Origin of the sequence: Streptomyces sp. NPDC020362, from assembly GCF_040642095.1 — a bacterium.
Classification (GTDB): domain Bacteria; phylum Actinomycetota; class Actinomycetes; order Streptomycetales; family Streptomycetaceae; genus Streptomyces.
This window is the reverse complement of record NZ_JBFAET010000053.1, coordinates 17386-34056: the sequence shown is the minus strand read 5'-3', so window position 1 is coordinate 34056 and position 16671 is coordinate 17386. Positions and strand designations below refer to the sequence as shown.

Genomic DNA, 16671 nt, shown 5'->3' with positions numbered 1-16671 from the left:
GAGGAGTACGACCATGGGGAACGCGACCTCCCGAGGCCGCACCGCAGGCTCGCCCACCCGCCGGACGATGACCGCGGCCGCCCGTGCGGCGGCCAAGCGCGCCCAGCGGGTGGAGCACTTGAAGCGGCCCGAGGGACCCCCCTCCCCCGACGCACCGCTCTCCGGCCGGACCGTGCTGATCGAGCCGCCGGCGGACGGCTGGGACGACCCGCCGGAGCCGTCGCCGGAATCCCTGGAGCAGGACCCGGAGTCCCTGGCGGAGCCGGAGGGCAGCGCGCCCCCGCCGAGGTCCGGCCGACGGCTGCTCACCGCGGTGCTCGGTGTCATCCTCGTGGCCGCTCTGGCCACGGTCGCGGTGCTCGGGTGGCAGTACCGGCAGGGACAACGGACGGAGAACGCGCGGGCGGAGGCGCTCATGGCCGCGCGCAGGGCGGCACCGGTGGTGCTGTCGTACGACTACCGGCATCTGGACCGGGATTTCGCCCGCGCCCGTGACCGTCTGACCGGGCACTTCCGTGACGAGTACCGGAAGACCACGACGAGTGTGGTCGGGCCGACGGCCAGGAAGTACCACGGGGTGGTGAAGGCGACGGTCGCCGAACCGGCGAGCGGCGGCGTCCCCGCGGCCTCCGTCGTGTCGGCCTCGCCGGACAAGGCCGTGGTCCTGCTCTTCGTCAACCAGGTCACCGAGAGCACCCAGGTCCCGGGATCCCGTCTGGATCTGAACCGGGTCCGGATGACGATGTCCCGCACGTCCGGACGCTGGAAGGTGAGTGCCGTCGACGCACTGTGAACCCCCTCCTCCGAGGCGCTCCCGGGCTGCCCGCGCGGGGGCGCCGCTGTGTGGGTGCTCCGGGTTCCAGCCCAGACACCAGGGACCATGTACCGCCGGTCAGCCGAGGTGAGCCGGATACAGCACCGGCCGGGTGGCGCAGACCCGCCCGGATCTCTGCGATCGTGCGGGCCGCGTCGCCTACAACATCGCCTTCTGAGGCTGTGTGGGCACGACGATGACGGTGGTGGTGCCTGCGGTCAGGGCTGCCTTGAACTCACGCTCCAGGTCCTCGGTGGTCTCCGCGTCGACCGCGCGGCATCCGAAGCCGCGGGCCACGGAGGCGATGTCGAGTCCTGGCAGGTCGAGTCCCGGAACGCCCGGGGTCTCCTCCAGCACCGCGAACGACTTGAGGATGGAGTACTCGTGGTTGCGCATCACCACGTAGACGATCGGGAGGCTGTGCTGGGCCGCCGTGTAGATCGCCTGAACGGAGTACTGGAAGGAGCCGTCGCCGATCAGGCCGATCACCGGCCGTTCGACGCCCCGGTCCCGGTCGCCGAGTGCGACGCCCACCGCGGCCGGGGTGCCCCAGCCGATTCCCCCGCTGGCCGTGGCGAAGAACGATCCGGTCCGGACGGTGGGGAGCCACTCGACCTGCTGGGCCATCGTGGAGGTCGATTCGTTGACGACGACCGCGTCGGGCGGCCGCACTCTGCTCAGGGTGGCGTAGACCTCCGGCGGGGTGAGCGGGCTGTTCGGCGCCTGCGGCAGCTCGCGGGGCCGGGGCATCGGTTCCGGGGCGGTGCGCGCCGATCCCTCCGTGACCATGTCCAGGAGGAGTTCGATCGCCGTTCCAGGGTCGCCCAGGAGGCTGTCGCCCACCCGCGCGGCCGCCGCAACCGCCGGATTACCGGTGATCTGCAGCAGGTCGGTGCCTTCGGGGAGGTAGTCGCCGGGCACGTAGGGGTAGTAGCGGAACACCTCCGCACCGATCACGACCACCAGGTCGTGCCCGGTCAGCCGGTCGCTGATGGTCTTCACGGACATGCCGAGCGGGCCGCCGAAGAGGGGGTGGTCCTCGGGGAAGGAGGCCCGGTCCAGCAGCGGGGCGCCGTAGACGGCCGCGCGCAGCTTCTCCGCCAGGGCGACGGCCCCGTCCCAGCCGCCGGCGTGGTCCACTTCCGGCCCGAAGACCAGTGCGGGACGACGGCTTGCGGAGATGCGATCGGCGAAGCCGCGCAAACGCTCGGTGTCGGGGGCGACGCGGTCGCTCACGGTGCGCACCCGCTCGAAACCGGACAGGGGCCGCTTCCAGTCGTCCATGGGAATGGAGAGGTAGACCGGTCCAGTGGGTGGCTGCAGCGCCTCCGCGTAGGCCCGCATGAAGGCCTCGGGGACGTCTTCGGCGCGGGCCGGCTCGTACGACCACTTCACCCACGGCTTCGGCAGCGTGGTGGCCTCGCGGTTGCCGAGATACGGGTCGCCGATCACCAGTTCCCGGTGTTGCTGCCCCGAGGTAATGATCAGGGGCGTGTCGCCTGTTCGAGCAGATCTGCGTGGCTTTCGTCGTGATCGACTGTGCTCCGGGTGCCAGTGCCCAGGTCGCCCGGGCGCTGAGCGCCCACCCCCATGTGCTCACGATCGAACGCGCGTCCGCGGGCCAGGACATGCTTGCCGTCGTCGCCACCCGCGACCTGCCGGCCCTGTCCCGCTACACCCTCGACCTGCTCCCGCGCCTTTCCGGCATCACCACCGTGCAGGCCCGGATCGTCACCCACATGTTCACCGAGGGCGGCCGGTGGCGCATCGCCGCCCTCGCCCGAAGCATCACCGGCGTCGGCGTCGACGCCCTCCGCCGCATCACCTGGGTCATCGCCGTGGCCGGCGGCGAGACCAAGGCCCGTGCCATCCGCACCAGTCCCCTGCAGCGGACTGGCCAGCTCCCTGGTCACCGACGACCGAACCGCCCGCCGGGTACGCGCCCTCCACACGCCGTGACCGGCCGGTCGCCGCGGATGTGCCCGGTGAGAGAGGTCCCCAGGGACTCCAGTCAACTGCCACAGATCGGAGCGGATACGCGGCGTGGTTGTGCACCCGCAGTGTGGCTGTGGATGGGGCTAGACCTCTGTGAGCAACGGGATGCCGAGGAGGGCTTCGAGCTTGGTGATCGTCGTCTTGGGGTCTTCGTTGAGGACAGTGGCGATACCCAGCTCAGCGGCGGGCGGCAGGTACTGGGCCGAATCGTCGACGAACACGCATGCCTCACCGGGCAGATCGAGCATGCCCAGCATCAGGTGGTAGATCTCGACGTCCGGCTTGCGCATGCCGTGGTGCTCGGAGATCACGACGGCGTCGAAGCGGGCGTCCAGGTCGTATCCGGCGTACAGGTCCCACGGGTCCAAGCCGACGCTGTTGGACAAGACCCCGACCTTCACCCCCGCTTGTCGGGCGGCCTTCGCCGCGGTCAACATCAGCGGCTCGGGCCGCAGGTCCGCGAAGATCCTCGCCATGAGATGGTCCGCGTCCACACCGAGGCTGCGCGCGGCGTGCACGTTCCACTCGGTCTGTGTGATCGCGCCGCGCTCCAACCTATGCGTGCGCTCCGCACTCTCCGGGTCGAAGTAGAGCCCGGTGATCACCGCGCCTTCGGCCAAGCCCTCGCGTCGCTCGAACGCCAGCACAGCAGGCAACAGCGGCGTCGTCAACACGCCGCCAAAGTCAAGTATCAAGCCGGTGCGCGTCATGCGGATACTCCCATAGTGACAAGGGCTCGGGTGTCGATCAGGCGCTCGACCAGGGAACGAGTCGCCTGCGTGTTGTGTCCGCGCAGGCCGCGGTGCTGCTTCGCGATTCGATCCAGGCTGCCGACGTGCTGGGTGTGCTCCAGCGGGACCACGCAGCGAGCGCGTCGCTCACTCCTGCGTCCTCCTCTCCAGCAACCTGGTAAACCTCCGCCTGGTCCACGTGGGCGGTGCAGCGGTGCCCGATCACGCTCTCGTCCAAGCTGCGCAGGGAACCGGACCGGGAACGCCGCAGCCTGCCGCCACCGTTCACTCATCACGCTCTACCTTCCTTCTGGGTCTGCCCCAGCCATTCGTAGGGTTGTGGCACACGGGGAGGGCCGGGTTTGGGTTTCACGAGGCTGCCGATCACGGCTCAGGCCGCTTGGCCGCTCGGCTCCCCACGACACTCGGCCACCGATCGGGAACTGCGAACAAGCCGGTCCCACGGCGGCATCGGCGTCGGAGCGGATTGGCTGGAGATCGCGTCGCAAGCGGGCCCTGCCGGCGATGACGTGGACGTCCCGGGCATCGGTCGTGCCCAGGCCCCGACAGCAGGGGCTTCCCGTCGCATCCAGGTCCCCGCAGTGACCCCTGGAGCGTGCCCTGGACATGGGCACCAGCGGGGCACTGCTGCTGACGGGCTACCCGACTCCGGCGTCGATCCACCGCACCGGCGTGCGCCGGCTCACCACGTGGCTGCCCAAACCCGAGGTCCGCAGCCCCGAGTCCCTGGCCGCAAGGTCAGCGGCGACTTTCACCGTCCTCAGAGCTACCACCGGCGCCTGCAACGGGCCTTCTGCACCTCGGCCCTGGTGAGCATCCCGCCCGACCCCAACTCGCGGACGTTCTACGACCGCAAGTGCGCGGAAGGCAAACGCCACACCCAGGCTGTGCTCGCCCTCGCCCGCCGACGCGTCGACGTTCTGTGCGCTCTGCTCCATGACCGACGGTGCTACCGAGTAACACCACCCATCACCACGGCTGCTTGACTTCAGCATGGGGAAGCGGTCTCCGCCGCATTCTCAGGACCGCTCCTGAACGCCTCCAGGACGACCCTCCGCAGCAAAGTCTCGTTGATCGGCAACCGTGAGGTGGTGCGATATGCGAATCGCACGCTCTCCCCCGAAGCCTCGTCCAGCAGCAGTGGAGGAATCAGCCCTGATGCACGGGAGGCCCGGGTCCGCGCCGACCGGATGAACTGCGAGCCCCGCTCGCGCAGGTCGTCCGGCAACCAGTTCAGCGCGGGTACTTCCACGTCCACGATCTCCTCCTCGGCATCGGATCGGATGACCAGTTCAGCCGGTAGGTTGCGGGACTCCTCCGCGAGCAGGGTTGTCACCGGTGGATCACTGTCCACGACGATCAACAGCCGTTTGCCGTAGCGTAGTTGTTGCAGAAGCGCCTTCCGCCGGTCAGGGTGCGGCCATACTCCAATGACCGACCAGGGACCCTGGTCCGTCTTCAGCCATCGCAGCCGACTCAGGCCCTCGAAGGCGATCAGTACGTCGCCCAGCGTCAGTTCGTTCGCGTCACTCACCGCCGACCCCCCGCCAGCGCCGGTTCACAGTAGGCGGGCCTCGACGCCGAACCCCAGAGACGGCTGCCCGCGAGCAGGATCGCGGCCGGCATCAGGACGCGTCGAATGACGACGGTGTCCAGCGCCACCGCGATGGCCTCGGCGGACAACCACTGCGCGGGCCGATGGAAGTCCTGCACGGCCTGGAGGTGCGGCAGATGGGCCGCGACCAACCGTGCTGTCCCGACGGGTCCGTCGACCGGGCGGTCACCGCTCAGCACCAGCATGAGGGTGTTGGGGACCTGCTTGAACGTCTGCTCGGCAATGTGCTGTGTCCGTACCGCGTCCCCGCGAGGGTTGGTGAAACCGCCCGCCTCAAGGTGACGTGACAACGCCGGCGCGAATGGTGCTGCGGCAGCCGTGATCACCGACCACAGGCAGATCGTCCACCGCGGGCGTCTGGCGGCGCACATGCCGATTCGTGTGTTCACGCTGTGCTCCTTGGCTGGTACTCCCGGGTGCGCGCATCGGCTGTCCCGCGGATGCGCTGCCGCAACTCGGTGGCAAGCTCCGCGAGCTGCTGGGATCGCACGTCCCGAAAGCTCCCTTGAAGCACCGGTGTGAGAACGTCATCCGCGTCGCGGACACGACCGACTGCGATCAGCGCTTCGGCAAGCCCTATGTGAAAGCGCGTGTCGGTACTGTCCTTCGCGACCGCCTGGCAGACCGCCTGGCGGAAATAGGTCACTGCACTCTGGTTGTTTCCGCCGAGCACCGTGGGTGTGCCCAGGTACCAGCGCCCGAGCACGTAGTGCGCCATGGCGTTGTCCGGTTCTTTGCGCAGAACCCGCTTGGCTCGGCTCCGAAGTGGATAGCCGGTCCACAACTTCACCGGAAAAGAGGCGTGCAAGGCGGTCAGACCGCGCAGGCGGATTCGCTGGACCTCGGCCAACACATTATCCGGGTCCATGACGCACGCCAGTCGGATCACGCGCCGAATCCGCTTGGCCGTCGCACTGTTCGGCACCGCGCCATCGTCAATAACCTTCTCGATGAGCACACGAGCACAGTCGGCGACCCGGTTGGCGTCGTCGCCTCCCCAGCTATCGCCGGTTGCCTCGGCCTCCAGGACCAGACCGGTGACCGCGTCTTCCGCGCACTGCCGGAGTTCGGCGAGCTTGTCGGCCCTTTTGCCGACGGTGGGCGTGGGCAGCGCGGGGCCGATCACTACACTGGCCGTCGCCCTTCGTGGCCGAATGGCGCCCTTCGGCAGGATATCACCAGCTCCCCGGATGCCGACCGGAATTACCGGCGCTCCGGCTCGCAGGGCGAAGTGAAACGCACCGTCCTTGAACGGAAGCAGTGGCCAGCCCGGCCCCCGCGTCCCTTCCGGGTAGACGCAGAGCACATGCCCCTCCTGTAAAACCTGGGACACCGCGCGCATCGACTCGCGATCGGGCCTGTCCCGGTCCATCGGTATTGCTCCGAGGCTGAGGTGCCAACGGCGTTTCAGTGGACGGGCGAAGCTTTCCGCCTTGGTCAAGAAATAGGTCTTGTCGTCGCGGACCACATCGATGACAGCCCCGAGGATGAAGTGGTCGAAGAAGCTGCTGTGGTTGGCCACCAGGACGAACGGGCCGTCCTTCGGTATGTGCTCGACCCCTCGAACTCCACTGAAACGTCGACGCAACACCAGACTGATGGCCTTGGTGCTGATGCGGTAGATCACCGCGTCCAGGCGACCGGTCATGACCGTGATGCTCCCGTCACGACGTCAGCCGCCATCCGGTACTGCTGAAGTCGTTCGATGGTGGTTATCACCAAGCCGTGCTCACGTGCGAACGCTTCGAGTTCGTCACGTCGAGCCATGGACCCGTCTGCGTTGATGATCTCGACCAACACTCCGGCCGGCGTGAGGCCAGCCAGACGCGCAAAGTCGACGCCGGCTTCGGTATGCCCGTTGCGTTCCAGCACGCCACCCGGCTGAGCCACCAGCGGGAAGATATGGCCAGGCCTGCGCAGATCGCTCGCCTGGCCGTGAAGCAGAAGCTCTATGGATTTTGCGCGATCGAACGCAGATATTCCTGTCGTGACGCCATGGGCGGGCGCGCCGTCCACACTCACCGTGAATGCCGTACCGTGGTGATCCTGGTTCCGGGCTACCATCGGCGGCAGTTCAAGCTCGATGGCCCTCTCGGAGGTGATGGCCACACAGACAAGGCCCCGTCCATGGGTGATCATGAAGTTGATCACTTCAGGTGTCGCGTGATCAGCGGCAACGATCAAATCTCCTTCGTTCTCGCGATCCTCATCGTCCAGGACCACGATCATCTCGCCACGAGCAATTGCAGCGATCGCATCCTCGATATCGCACATAGCTGTCTTCGTCACGCGCTCGACGACTCCTTCGTCATAGTTGGTCATGATCGGACTCACTCCTCATTCACAGGCCATGCAGTCCATGGGCACCACGCATCTGACGGGGCGTCTGCGACACCGCCGGCTCTTTTCCCGCAACCAGCCGGCACCACGGCCGCCCTGCCTCCTGTTTCGGCAGAGGCAGGCCCGACCGAAGACCCGGAAAGGTCCTCAACGCCTGCGGTCGAGAGTATCGTCCGCAGGCATCACGGTGCTCAATGTTGCAGACTCCTTTCATCTCTTTCGCTACTTCTGGCGAATCTTTCAGGCCGCGTCGAGTTTCCCCAGGATGAGTTGACGTGACCCTTGATGCCCGCTTAGCGTTCCCGTCGAACGAGGCAATGGTGACAGTCGGAAGCTTCCTTTTGGAATCGATTTCCGATTGACTGATTGCTTTCTGTCTCCAGCGATTTGGCGGTAATCCCCGATGAAGACATTGGAAATGCTCGGGTGCGTAGGGCCCTTGGCGGCGTATTCGGCGGAGGGGCGACCTGGTGGACCTGGACCGTGGGGACCTTGCTGCGGAGCCCTGCGGTCATGCCATGGCTGCGGCGGCCGCCCTTCCGCCGGGCACCTCCGCTGATCTACGCCTCATAGCCCCGCAATCGACCACACGTTTCACGAAGGGAGAAATGCCATGGCGATGACGCTCGTGGAAGCGATCCGGCATGTGGCAGTGCGCCAGGAGCTGTGCGGGCACGTCCAAGCGCTGCTGGTGGAACGGTTTTCGCTGGAAGCCGATCCCGCGGTGATCACTGACGACCAGCCGTTGCCCGGCCGCGCCTGGAACTCGATCGACACCCTTGAGCCGGCAACGGCCGGGGAAAAGACTTCCGCCGTCACCAACGCCGACGACGACACCCAAAGCCTGCTCTCGGTGAACCGTCCTGTCGACCACATCCGAGCAGGGCAGTCGTGACGGACCGCGCACGCGGCCCGCTGGCAGGGCCGCCCTGCCCGTCGAGATCGGCCGCCGGCTCCTGGCCGGCAGCGGTGGAGCCGGCGCGCACCGGCCGCCGCGGAATCCGGAGAGGTTCGACGGCCTTTTCAAGGGGCTGCGCGACCCTGCGCTCACCGAACTCTCCGCCCGAGCCACCCCCCTGACCGAGGTTGCCGTACACCGGCGAACCTGCAGTGTGCGCCATCATCATGAGCAACTCCCTACCGGCCCGGGGATTGCTGACCGGCGGCAGCCCGTGCGCGTTGAATTCGGTGTACGGGCGCGGCGTCGGGGTGGCCCCCTGCAGGCCTGCTTCCGCGACAGGCACTGACTGGCGGCGCCGCACCCGGTTGGGAGCGTCGGCTCAGCCACATGCTCGCCCCCTTCGCCGCCCTTCCCTGGGCCGTCGCGACGGTTGAGGAACTGAGCACCTCGTGCCCGACCGGCGTCCAGGCGCAGCGGGCGTGTTGCTGGGCCGTTGGTCCGGTGAGGTCGACCGACTCGCCGCCCACGGCGACATCCGGGCCCAACGGATGCTCGACCGCGTCTACCACCTCATCGGCTCGCCCATCTGCCTCTCGGCCCCAGGCTGATCGCCTCCGTACTGCGCGGCCGCCTGTCGGGACTGCCCGCCCCACGCCCCGTCCGCCGATCGGCCTCGACCGCACGCCTCGGCCCTGACCGCTGAAGCGTCTCCGGCGCTCGCTCCGATGCGCGCGCCCTTGAACCATTGAACACCTCGCTCTGCTGAACACCTCAAGGAGAACCCTTCGATGGACATCGCCGTGACCGGGCTCGGAGCCACGACACCTCTGGGCGGCGACGTGCCCAGCACCTGGTCCGCCCTGCTGGCCGGCGAGTCGGGCATCTCCCGGATCGAGGAGGAGTGGGCCGAGCGGCTTCCGGTGCAGATCGCCGCCCGGCTGCGGGTCGAGCCGACGACCGTGCTCGAACGTGTGCAGGCCCGCCGTCTGGACCGGTGCGAGCAAGTCGCCCTGATCGCCGCCCGTGAGGCGTGGGCGGACGCCGGCAGCCCGGAGGTCGATCCCGGTCGGCTGGCCGTGGCGATGGGCACAGGCTCAGGCGGCGTACTCACCCTGCTGGGCGAGAACGACGTCCGGGAGCGTTCCGGAGCACGTCGGATCTCCCCACGGGCTGTAACCATGCTCATGACCAACGGCCCAGCGGCGACCGTCAGTCTGGAGCTGGGCGCCCGGGGAGGTGCCCATACCCCGGTCAGCGCCTGCGCCTCCGGTGCCGAGGCCGTCGCCCTGGGCATGGACCTGATCCGGCTCGGCCGCGCCGATGTCGTGGTGGCGGGCGGCGCAGAGGCGTGCTTGCACCCCCTCCCCCTCGCAGGCTTCGCCCAGGCGAGGGTCTACTCCACCCGCAACGAGGCTCCACAGCGGGCTTCCCGGCCCTTCGACCGGGCCAGGGACGGCTTCGTGATCGGTGAGGGCTCTGCCGTGATCGTTCTGGAACGCCCCGACTTCGCCAAGGCCCGCGGCGCGCGCGTACACGCCCGGCTGACCGGGGCCGGTGTCACCTCCGACGCCCACCACATGACCGCCGGGCATCCCGAAGGCCAGACGCGCGCCATGCGCCTCGCTCTCACCGACGCCGGGCTCGCCGCCGGGGACATCGGCCTCGTGATGGCCCACGCCACCTCCACGCTTCACGGGGATCTCACCGAAGCCCGCGCGATCTCCGACGCCGTCGGCACCCACCCGGCCGTCACCGCGACCAAGTCCATGACTGGCCACCTCTTCGGCGCGGCGGGAGCCCTCGGCACCCTGGTGGCCGTCCTCTCCCTGCGCGAGCAGGCCGCACCACCGACGGTCAACCTCGACGACCAGGACCCCCAGGTCGACCTGGACGTCGTGACCGGGCGCCCGCGCCGCAGCCCGTTCACCGCCGCCCTCGCGAATGCCTTCGGCTTCGGCGGCCACAACGCCTGCCTGATCCTGGCCCCGTGACGGCCTGCCTCGCCGAGGCGCCCGTCCCGGTGCGGGCAGCGAACGTCGCCGGTCCACGGATGGTGGATGTCCCATGTCGTGGAAGGGGACGGTGAGGCGTGCGCGGTCGGCCGGTCCGTGTCGCATCCTGCGGGATCCGACGGCGGAAGCAGCCGGCGCGCACCGATTCGCTCCGCGCGGCCGGACGTTCGCGCTCGGGGCGGCGAGTAAATCCGCCAGCTTCTACGGCAGTTCGTTCCAGGGCAGTTCGTTCCAGGGCAGTTCGTTCCAGGGCAGTTCGTTCCAGGGCAGTTCGTTCCAGGGCAGTTCGTTCTCCGTCAGGAGGGTCCCGGGTACACGGTCCCGAGGACTCCGGTGCCGCCGCCATGCCGCCGTCCGGTGGGAAGGTCGGTGGGGAAGCCGACGGTGTACGGGTCCTGCTGCCGTCAGTGGACAGCCGGTAACGCATGCCGGATGACACCTCCGTCGCCCGCCCCCATCGCGGTCGGGGTCCAGAACCAGACATGCAGCACGAGCGATTGACCCAGCGGACGGACAGCGCCCGCGAGCCGTGCGGTGACGAGTACCGCGGCGTTCTTGTACGGCCGGCCAGTCGCGTCGGGCACGGTGCGGAACTCCACGGCGGACCGCAACCGCGCCGCCTGCTGCCGGTCCAACCAGTGGACGTCCTCACGGCATTCGCCGACCTGTGAGCCCGCGGACGCCTTCGAGCAGCCGACGCTGAGCAGCGCGAGAGCTGCGGCGCAGGCCGTCAGAGCTTCGTATGCCGAGGACACGCGTCTGTGGAACGTCCCCATCGGCCGACAGGCCCTTGCCGATGAACCAGTAGAGTGCGCACGCGCCCGGATCCTCGACCAGGGCACCGCTGCGCCCCTGAGGGTTTCCAGGCATCGCTCGCCGACGTCGAGGGGCGCACGGATGGCGTCCCACTCGAAGCCGAGTGCCGGCAACCAGCAGTTCGCCGCGGTCTGCAGGGCGGGCCCCGTATGCCGCACGGCACACTGTGTGTCGTCTCCTCATCGTCTTGGCGGTGCAGCCACGTTCGTCCGCGCCGACGAAGATGGTTTGCGTGACCGCGGGAACGCGCGGCCTGCCATGAGCCTGCTGCCCGGTAGTCGGCGACGCCCATCCGCCATGCCGCGAGAGCCAGGGAATGAACGGCCTTAGGCATCGTCAGAGAATTCAGAAGAATCTTGGATTTCTTCCGTCATAGTGCCGTGACAACCGCCTCTCTATAGGCGTGGACACGAACTGTCACGCACAGGAACAAGAAGACCGAAGGCCGCGTTCTGCTGCCACGCCGGGCCGTACCGATGGTCCCGGTGCCAGGTCGGGGTCTACCGGTGCATTGTCGACGGCCGCATCGGTCGGCGCGCTCAGACCGGTCAGCCCGCGGCGACCAGTACTGGCATGCGTCCCCCGGCGCGACACCGAGCCCCGCGTGGCGATTTGGTGTTTCGGCGGATTCCGGATGACCATCAGTGACCGGACCATCGACTGGCTGAAGGTCCGCCCCCGCGCCCGTGTCGCCATGCGCATACTCGCCTTACGGGCGGGTCGGCCGGTGCACAGGGAAACCTTGATGAAAGCGCTTTGGCCGGACGCGCCCTTCGAGTCGGCCATTTCCAGCCTGCAGGTGGCCATTTCCAGCCTGCGCAGTCTCGTGGAGCCGGAACGTGGCCACCGCAAGCCGCAGTTGGTGATGCGCGATGGCGACGCGTACATGCTCAACCTGTCGGCCGACGCCTACCTTGATACCCGAGCGTTCCAGACCGCGCTGACCCACAACCAGCGGGCGAGGAAGGTCGGGGACAGCATTGCGGCCGTGCGGGCGCTGCGGGACGCGCTCGCCGAGTACGGGGGCGAGCTGCTGCCCGAGGACGGCCCCGCCGAGTGGCTCCAGCAGGACCGGGAAATGTACCGGCACCAGGCGGCCAACGCCGCCGCACAACTCGCGTCCGCGGAGCTCGCCGCGGGCAACACCCGGGACGCGGTGGCCGCGGCCGAGAAGTGCCTGTTCATCGACACGTTCCATGACACGGGATGGCACTTGCTGGTCACGGCCTATGAGCGTATGGGCGCGCCCGCTGCCGCCGAGCGGGCCAGGCGCCGATACGACGCCACCCTTGCCTCGCTCGGCATCGGCACTGACGAGCGCCCCACGGGTTTGCCCGCGCCCCGTCGGCCGCCCTTCGACACAGGGTCATGACGGGGCGACGACGCCACGGCCGCCGGCAGGCGGTTTCTCAACCGGGTGCCACGACCGCTGGCGTGGCGTCCCATTCCGCGGTGCCCTTGACGCCATCGGTCTCCGGTCCGCAATGGCTGGTCGGATCGGTAGTACTGGTGAAGCGAAGCGTGGTCCGGTCGCCTGGAGCGGTGAACCGCGCGGTCTCCAGGCGCCATCCCATGTCGGAGGAAGAGTGTCCCGTCCTGTGGAAGGAGAACCCACGCTTGACGCGGCCGACTTGGACCTCCGGCCGTCTGCCCCTGTGTTTGGCACACGACATGGCCGGCCAGGTGGAAGCCGACCACGTAGCGCCGACCGGAGGTGGCGGCGAAGGTCTGCGCTGAGGGCGTCACGGCGCGCCGTGCGTCGCACTGCCCTGGGACGGTGGGGGGACCGGCACCCGGTTCGAACGCGGCTCGGCCGGATGTCCGACCGGCCAGACTGCCACCGGCTGGGGCGGCGTGGGACGGGGAGAGTCGGGCTGCTGCGGTGCGGGCGCGGTCCTCGCCCCGGGCGTCCTGCTGTACGCGCGATGCTCTGAGGCGGTTCCCGTCGAAGGCAGCGGCGAGGACACCGTCGCGAGGACGGCAAGGCCCGCCGCCATCGAGATGCCGGCACCGACGGCTCGGGGCCCGATGCCTCCGCCGCGTCCTGGACTCGACCGGGGCGCGTTCTCGGGGTGTTGCCGGTTCGGCCGTACTGCCCCACCCGCCGAGTGCTGCGACGACGCCGTGGCACGCGAGGTGACATGGCCCAAGCGCGCCGGCCCCACGACCAGGGGGCCGATCATGCCGCGCAGCCTTCCGGAGACCTCACGAAGCTCCAGCAGCGGGCCCGAACAGCGCCGGCACCCGGCGAGGTGCCCTTCGACGTGTCGTCGATCCCGTGCTCCCAGAGAGCCGCGCAGATACGCAGACAATTTCGACGCGCACTTGCGGCACTCCCGTTCCAAGTCCCCGGCGGACAAGTGCGCCTGCAGATACTCCGTACGCAGCCCTTCGCGAGCGCGGCTCGCCAGTGCGGCGGTGGCGTTTGCGGACAACCCGAGCCGTGGCGCCACCTGCGCCGGATTCTCGCCCTCCACCACGGTGTACCACAGCACGGTCTGCCAGCGCTCGGGCAGTGCGGCGAAGGCGCGCCCGACCAGTGACGCCTCCAGATCGGCCAGCACGGGGTCCTCGAAGGAGACGGGCGGCGCGTAGGTCTCCAGCTCCGCGGTCGGGGTGGACCGCTTCCCCCGTGCGGCGGCGCCTGCCGCGATCCGGCGTACAGTCGTCAGCAAGTACGGCCGGAACACCTGCCGCGGGCCTCCGCCGGCGCGGATGGCACTGAGCACCTGGGCGAAGCCCTCGGAGGCCACGTCCTCGGCATCCGCCGGACTGGGCGCACAGCGACGGGCCAGACGGTACGCCGACTCGAAGTGCCGTTCGTAAAGAGCGCCGAAAGCCGCGTCGTCCCCCGCCCGAGCACGCTCGATCAGTTCCATGTCGGGCCGTTCCACCGGCGCGTCGTTCCCCTTGCCTCCAAGGTCTCCGGACACCGGCGTCGGCTCTCCCATCATCGCCGTCCCTCCTCGGAACCGTTTCGTGCGCTCCGACCCTCACGTCGGCGGTTTTGTCACGGTGTGTCGTTCCCAGGACGGCGCGATGGCGCTCCATGTTGTCCACGGCGACATTCCCACTCCGCGACGCCGACCCGAAATTCGGTCCGGCCGTTTCCTGTCTGGCGCGGTTGCACAGGGAAAGAGCCGGCCCATGCGGGGTCATACCAACCGTCTACAGGCACTCTCAGCCTCATATGCGTCATGGATTCCATGACCGAACGCGCCCGCAACGGCATGTTCATGTCCGCAGGCAGAGGCGTTCTCCACCGAGAATCGGCGTGCAAACCGCGGCCGGTTCCGGCGCCGTCAAAGGCAACATCAACCGGCTGAAAATGCTCGAACCCCAGATGTTCGGGCGGGCCGGCTTGATCTCCCTCGCACACGAGTCCTGCTCGCGCGATGAGTCCGGACCGCCCGGATCACAAGATCGTCGACAGAGCCCTGATCCTGACGCCGACAGCGTCCACGAAGAGGACCGGACAGACACGGTCGAGGGGAGGGTTCTGCCATTCGGCCATGCCGTCCATCACCTTGTCCATGGTGGTGCAGATGGTCTGCTTGGACACCTCGGCGCCGTCACCTCGGCCGGATGAACCGAGACCCGCCCTCCGGGACGGCTTCGAGCACCCGCTTGCCGGATGCCGCAACAGCCCGCTTTCTCCGGTCAGTTGCCGGCCCTCGTCGCGGGCCCTGTCGACGAGCATCGCGATCACCCGCTCGTCCGCCGGTCGCCGTGTTCGACGGTGCTCCGACAGACGGCTGTACGGAGTCGGGCTCACCGGCGGTCTTGGTCATCTGGTGTCTCCCTGATCATCAGATCCGCCGGTGATTGAACACTTCCTCTCGGCGATCTCATCGAAGAGCTCACGAACGGCGGGTGTGAGTTCGTGGGCCGCGAATACGCTGCACAGTTGATTCACGTAGTGAGCCGGAGGGGTGCGCAGCAGGTTCAGTGCGCGACGGGCATGGTGGATCGCGCCTTCGAGCTCATCGTTGGCCAGGTGGGCCGCAACCATGTAGAGAAGGCCGCGCGCGGCGTTGTGGGTGGTGGCGGCACCGGCCGGAGGACCATGGTCCAGCAAGGGCGTGAGGTACTCGAGCGCACGCTGGGGCTTCCCAAGGTGGAGCCAAGCGACACCAGCCACGCCATCCAGCCACCTTGGAGTGAGCCATCTGCGCGCACCATGAAAGAAGGGAGTGGCCTCGTCATCGACACCCTGGCTCAGGGCTGCACCGGCTCTGTCCAGGGCGTCTGCAGCGGCGACACTCTCGCCCAGGCGGGCGTGAGCTCGTGCCTCACGAGCAAGGAAGAGGGCGGTAAGGCTTGGAGAAGGGCGCTCAGTGGCCGAGCGTGCGACGTGGACCAGGTGGAGTGTGTCTCTGGGATCACCCGCCTCAAGGTGATGAGCGGCAAGGCTGGTCAGATAGAAGGAAGCGAGTTCGGGCGGCCCGATCACGGTGGCGCGCAGGCTCGCCAGGGCATAGCGTTCCGCACTCGCGTGATCACCGAACGCTGTCGCCAGCTCGCCACACCGGTCGGCCACTCGGGCCGCGAGGAGGTACAGCCTGGCGCCTGTCGAATGGTCGTAATTCGTGTTGGTGAGCAACTCGGTGATCAGTCGGAGCTCGGCCTGAGCGGCCGGGTACAACAGCGGCGCATCGAGCTGGCGTTCCGTCGCCTCCAACGCCGTGACCCGGCCCTCCAGGAGAGCGATCGTCTCCGTGCTGGTTTCCGTGCGGCATCCGGTTCGACCGAGCAGGGGTGCGTCGTCGTTGACTGCGGTTAGCCATGCGTCCGTCAAAGCAGTGACGGCACTGCCCGTCAGGGTGAGAAAGGTGCGGGACTGCACGTCGGCCGACTGGGCCGCATCTCGCAAGGTCGCAGCCGCCACGGACAACGTCCACGGCCGGCCTTCGGGGGGCGCCTCGCCGATCGCGGCGTGCAGCCAGCGCGGCCACCCGAGCCGTTCCACGGCCTCGCGTGGGACGCGGTGGATGTGTGCGATGGCGAACTGCGCTGTGAGCTCGGGTTCAACCCGCCCGGACTCCCAACGTGAGATCTTCTCACGCCGTGCCGCCATCCGCCCCAGCCCCAAGTCCGCGTGGGTCCTGGCGACCAACTCGGCGTATCGGGCATGTGAGTATCCCGCCGATATGCGAAGCATTGCTAACGGATGCCGCACCACGGCACTTGCCTCACCACGCGTCTTCACGACCCGTCGGCGTAGAAATTCGTTATCAGACTCATTCGGCGTGCGCTGACGACAGTTGGGACACTTCATGCATAACGCGGACGCCGTACCCGATTCGAACCTGCCCAGGGTTTTAAGCATTTTTCCTTGCTTCTCCAAGCCGTGACCTATCCGTTGGCACCGCATGACCTCTTCAGACGTGGCTGGCACTGAGGCGTCGGACGGTGGGAACTCACGT

Annotated in this window: 15 protein-coding genes and 3 pseudogenes; 8 read left to right on the top strand and 10 right to left on the bottom strand. The window is 68.3% G+C overall.

Annotation, left to right across the window (positions count from 1 at the left end):
* The first annotated feature begins 13 nt into the window (after nt 1-13).
* Entirely contained in the window at nt 14-793 is a 780-nt protein-coding gene (locus tag AB0H32_RS20740; protein WP_361122412.1) for a hypothetical protein, read from the top strand.
* A 180-nt stretch (nt 794-973) separates the two neighbouring features.
* Here AB0H32_RS20740 and AB0H32_RS20735 read toward each other — a convergent pair whose 3' ends face one another.
* Entirely contained in the window at nt 974-2266 is a 1293-nt protein-coding gene (locus AB0H32_RS20735; protein WP_361122409.1) for a thiamine pyrophosphate-dependent enzyme, read from the bottom strand.
* Nucleotides 2267-2331: 65 nt separating this feature from the next.
* Between AB0H32_RS20735 and AB0H32_RS20730 the strand changes: the two are divergent.
* Nucleotides 2332-2628, top strand: a pseudogene (locus AB0H32_RS20730) (Lrp/AsnC ligand binding domain-containing protein); the annotation flags it as partial.
* 264 nt (nt 2629-2892) lie between these two features.
* On the opposite strand, the gene AB0H32_RS20725 reads toward AB0H32_RS20730, so the two are convergent.
* The gene (locus AB0H32_RS20725; protein ID WP_361122406.1) at nt 2893-3519 is read right to left on the bottom strand and encodes an HAD family phosphatase; all 627 of its coding nucleotides are present in this window, start codon (nt 3517-3519) and stop codon (nt 2893-2895) included.
* A 648-nt stretch (nt 3520-4167) separates the two neighbouring features.
* Between AB0H32_RS20725 and AB0H32_RS20720 the strand changes: the two genes are divergently transcribed.
* Nucleotides 4168-4374: a hypothetical protein gene (locus AB0H32_RS20720; RefSeq protein WP_361122455.1), complete on the top strand. Its 207-nt coding sequence runs from the start codon at nt 4168-4170 to the stop codon at nt 4372-4374.
* Nucleotides 4272-4547: pseudogene (locus AB0H32_RS20715) on the top strand (IS110 family transposase); the annotation flags it as partial. The gene AB0H32_RS20720 and the pseudogene AB0H32_RS20715, both read left to right, overlap by 103 nt.
* A gap of 2 nt (nt 4548-4549) precedes the next feature.
* Here the strand turns inward: AB0H32_RS20715 and AB0H32_RS20710 are convergent.
* Genes AB0H32_RS20710 through ribB form a run of 4 tightly spaced genes read right to left on the bottom strand, consistent with a single transcriptional unit; the run spans nt 4550 to nt 7498 of the window.
* Nucleotides 4550-5095: a hypothetical protein gene (locus tag AB0H32_RS20710; protein WP_361122403.1), complete on the bottom strand. Its 546-nt coding sequence runs from the start codon at nt 5093-5095 to the stop codon at nt 4550-4552.
* The gene (locus tag AB0H32_RS20705; RefSeq protein ID WP_361122400.1) at nt 5092-5565 is read right to left on the bottom strand and encodes a hypothetical protein; all 474 of its coding nucleotides are present in this window, start codon (nt 5563-5565) and stop codon (nt 5092-5094) included. The genes AB0H32_RS20710 and AB0H32_RS20705 overlap by 4 nt, the downstream gene beginning before the upstream one ends.
* Nucleotides 5562-6824 carry a 1-acyl-sn-glycerol-3-phosphate acyltransferase gene (locus tag AB0H32_RS20700; RefSeq protein ID WP_361122397.1) on the bottom strand — a complete coding sequence of 421 codons (1263 nt, stop codon included), beginning with the start codon at nt 6822-6824 and terminating at the stop codon, nt 5562-5564. The genes AB0H32_RS20705 and AB0H32_RS20700 overlap by 4 nt, the downstream gene beginning before the upstream one ends.
* Nucleotides 6821-7498: a 3,4-dihydroxy-2-butanone-4-phosphate synthase gene (gene ribB / locus AB0H32_RS20695; protein ID WP_361122394.1), complete on the bottom strand. Its 678-nt coding sequence runs from the start codon at nt 7496-7498 to the stop codon at nt 6821-6823. The genes AB0H32_RS20700 and ribB overlap by 4 nt, the downstream gene beginning before the upstream one ends.
* A 631-nt stretch (nt 7499-8129) precedes the next feature.
* Here ribB and AB0H32_RS20690 point away from each other — a divergent pair.
* From AB0H32_RS20690 to AB0H32_RS20680, 3 genes are all read left to right on the top strand, one after another.
* Nucleotides 8130-8411: an acyl carrier protein gene (locus tag AB0H32_RS20690; RefSeq protein ID WP_361122391.1), complete on the top strand. Its 282-nt coding sequence runs from the start codon at nt 8130-8132 to the stop codon at nt 8409-8411.
* Between the two features lie 794 nt (nt 8412-9205).
* Entirely contained in the window at nt 9206-10408 is a 1203-nt protein-coding gene (locus AB0H32_RS20685) for a beta-ketoacyl-[acyl-carrier-protein] synthase family protein (RefSeq protein WP_361122388.1), read from the top strand.
* Nucleotides 10409-10481: 73 nt separating this feature from the next.
* Nucleotides 10482-10865 (top strand): pentapeptide repeat-containing protein, encoded by a 384-nt coding sequence (locus AB0H32_RS20680; RefSeq protein WP_361122385.1) that lies wholly within the window; start codon nt 10482-10484, stop codon nt 10863-10865.
* On the opposite strand, the gene AB0H32_RS20675 is transcribed toward AB0H32_RS20680, so the two are convergent.
* Nucleotides 10834-11184: a hypothetical protein gene (locus AB0H32_RS20675; RefSeq protein WP_361122382.1), complete on the bottom strand. Its 351-nt coding sequence runs from the start codon at nt 11182-11184 to the stop codon at nt 10834-10836. The genes AB0H32_RS20680 and AB0H32_RS20675 overlap by 32 nt on opposite strands.
* Before the next feature lie 695 nt (nt 11185-11879).
* Here AB0H32_RS20675 and AB0H32_RS20670 point away from each other — a divergent pair.
* A complete protein-coding gene (locus tag AB0H32_RS20670; protein ID WP_361122379.1) occupies nt 11880-12617 on the top strand; it encodes a BTAD domain-containing putative transcriptional regulator in 738 nt (245 codons plus the stop codon).
* A gap of 370 nt (nt 12618-12987) precedes the next feature.
* On the opposite strand, the gene AB0H32_RS20665 is transcribed toward AB0H32_RS20670, so the two are convergent.
* From AB0H32_RS20665 to AB0H32_RS20655, 3 genes and pseudogenes are all read right to left on the bottom strand, one after another.
* Entirely contained in the window at nt 12988-14199 is a 1212-nt protein-coding gene (locus tag AB0H32_RS20665; protein ID WP_361122375.1) for a sigma-70 family RNA polymerase sigma factor, read from the bottom strand.
* A 482-nt stretch (nt 14200-14681) separates the two neighbouring features.
* A pseudogene (locus AB0H32_RS20660) lies at nt 14682-14945 on the bottom strand (transposase); the annotation flags it as partial.
* Between the two features lie 87 nt (nt 14946-15032).
* Complete coding sequence (locus AB0H32_RS20655; RefSeq protein ID WP_361122372.1) at nt 15033-16574, bottom strand: hypothetical protein; 1542 nt, start codon at nt 16572-16574, stop codon at nt 15033-15035.
* Nucleotides 16575-16671 lie beyond the last annotated feature (97 nt).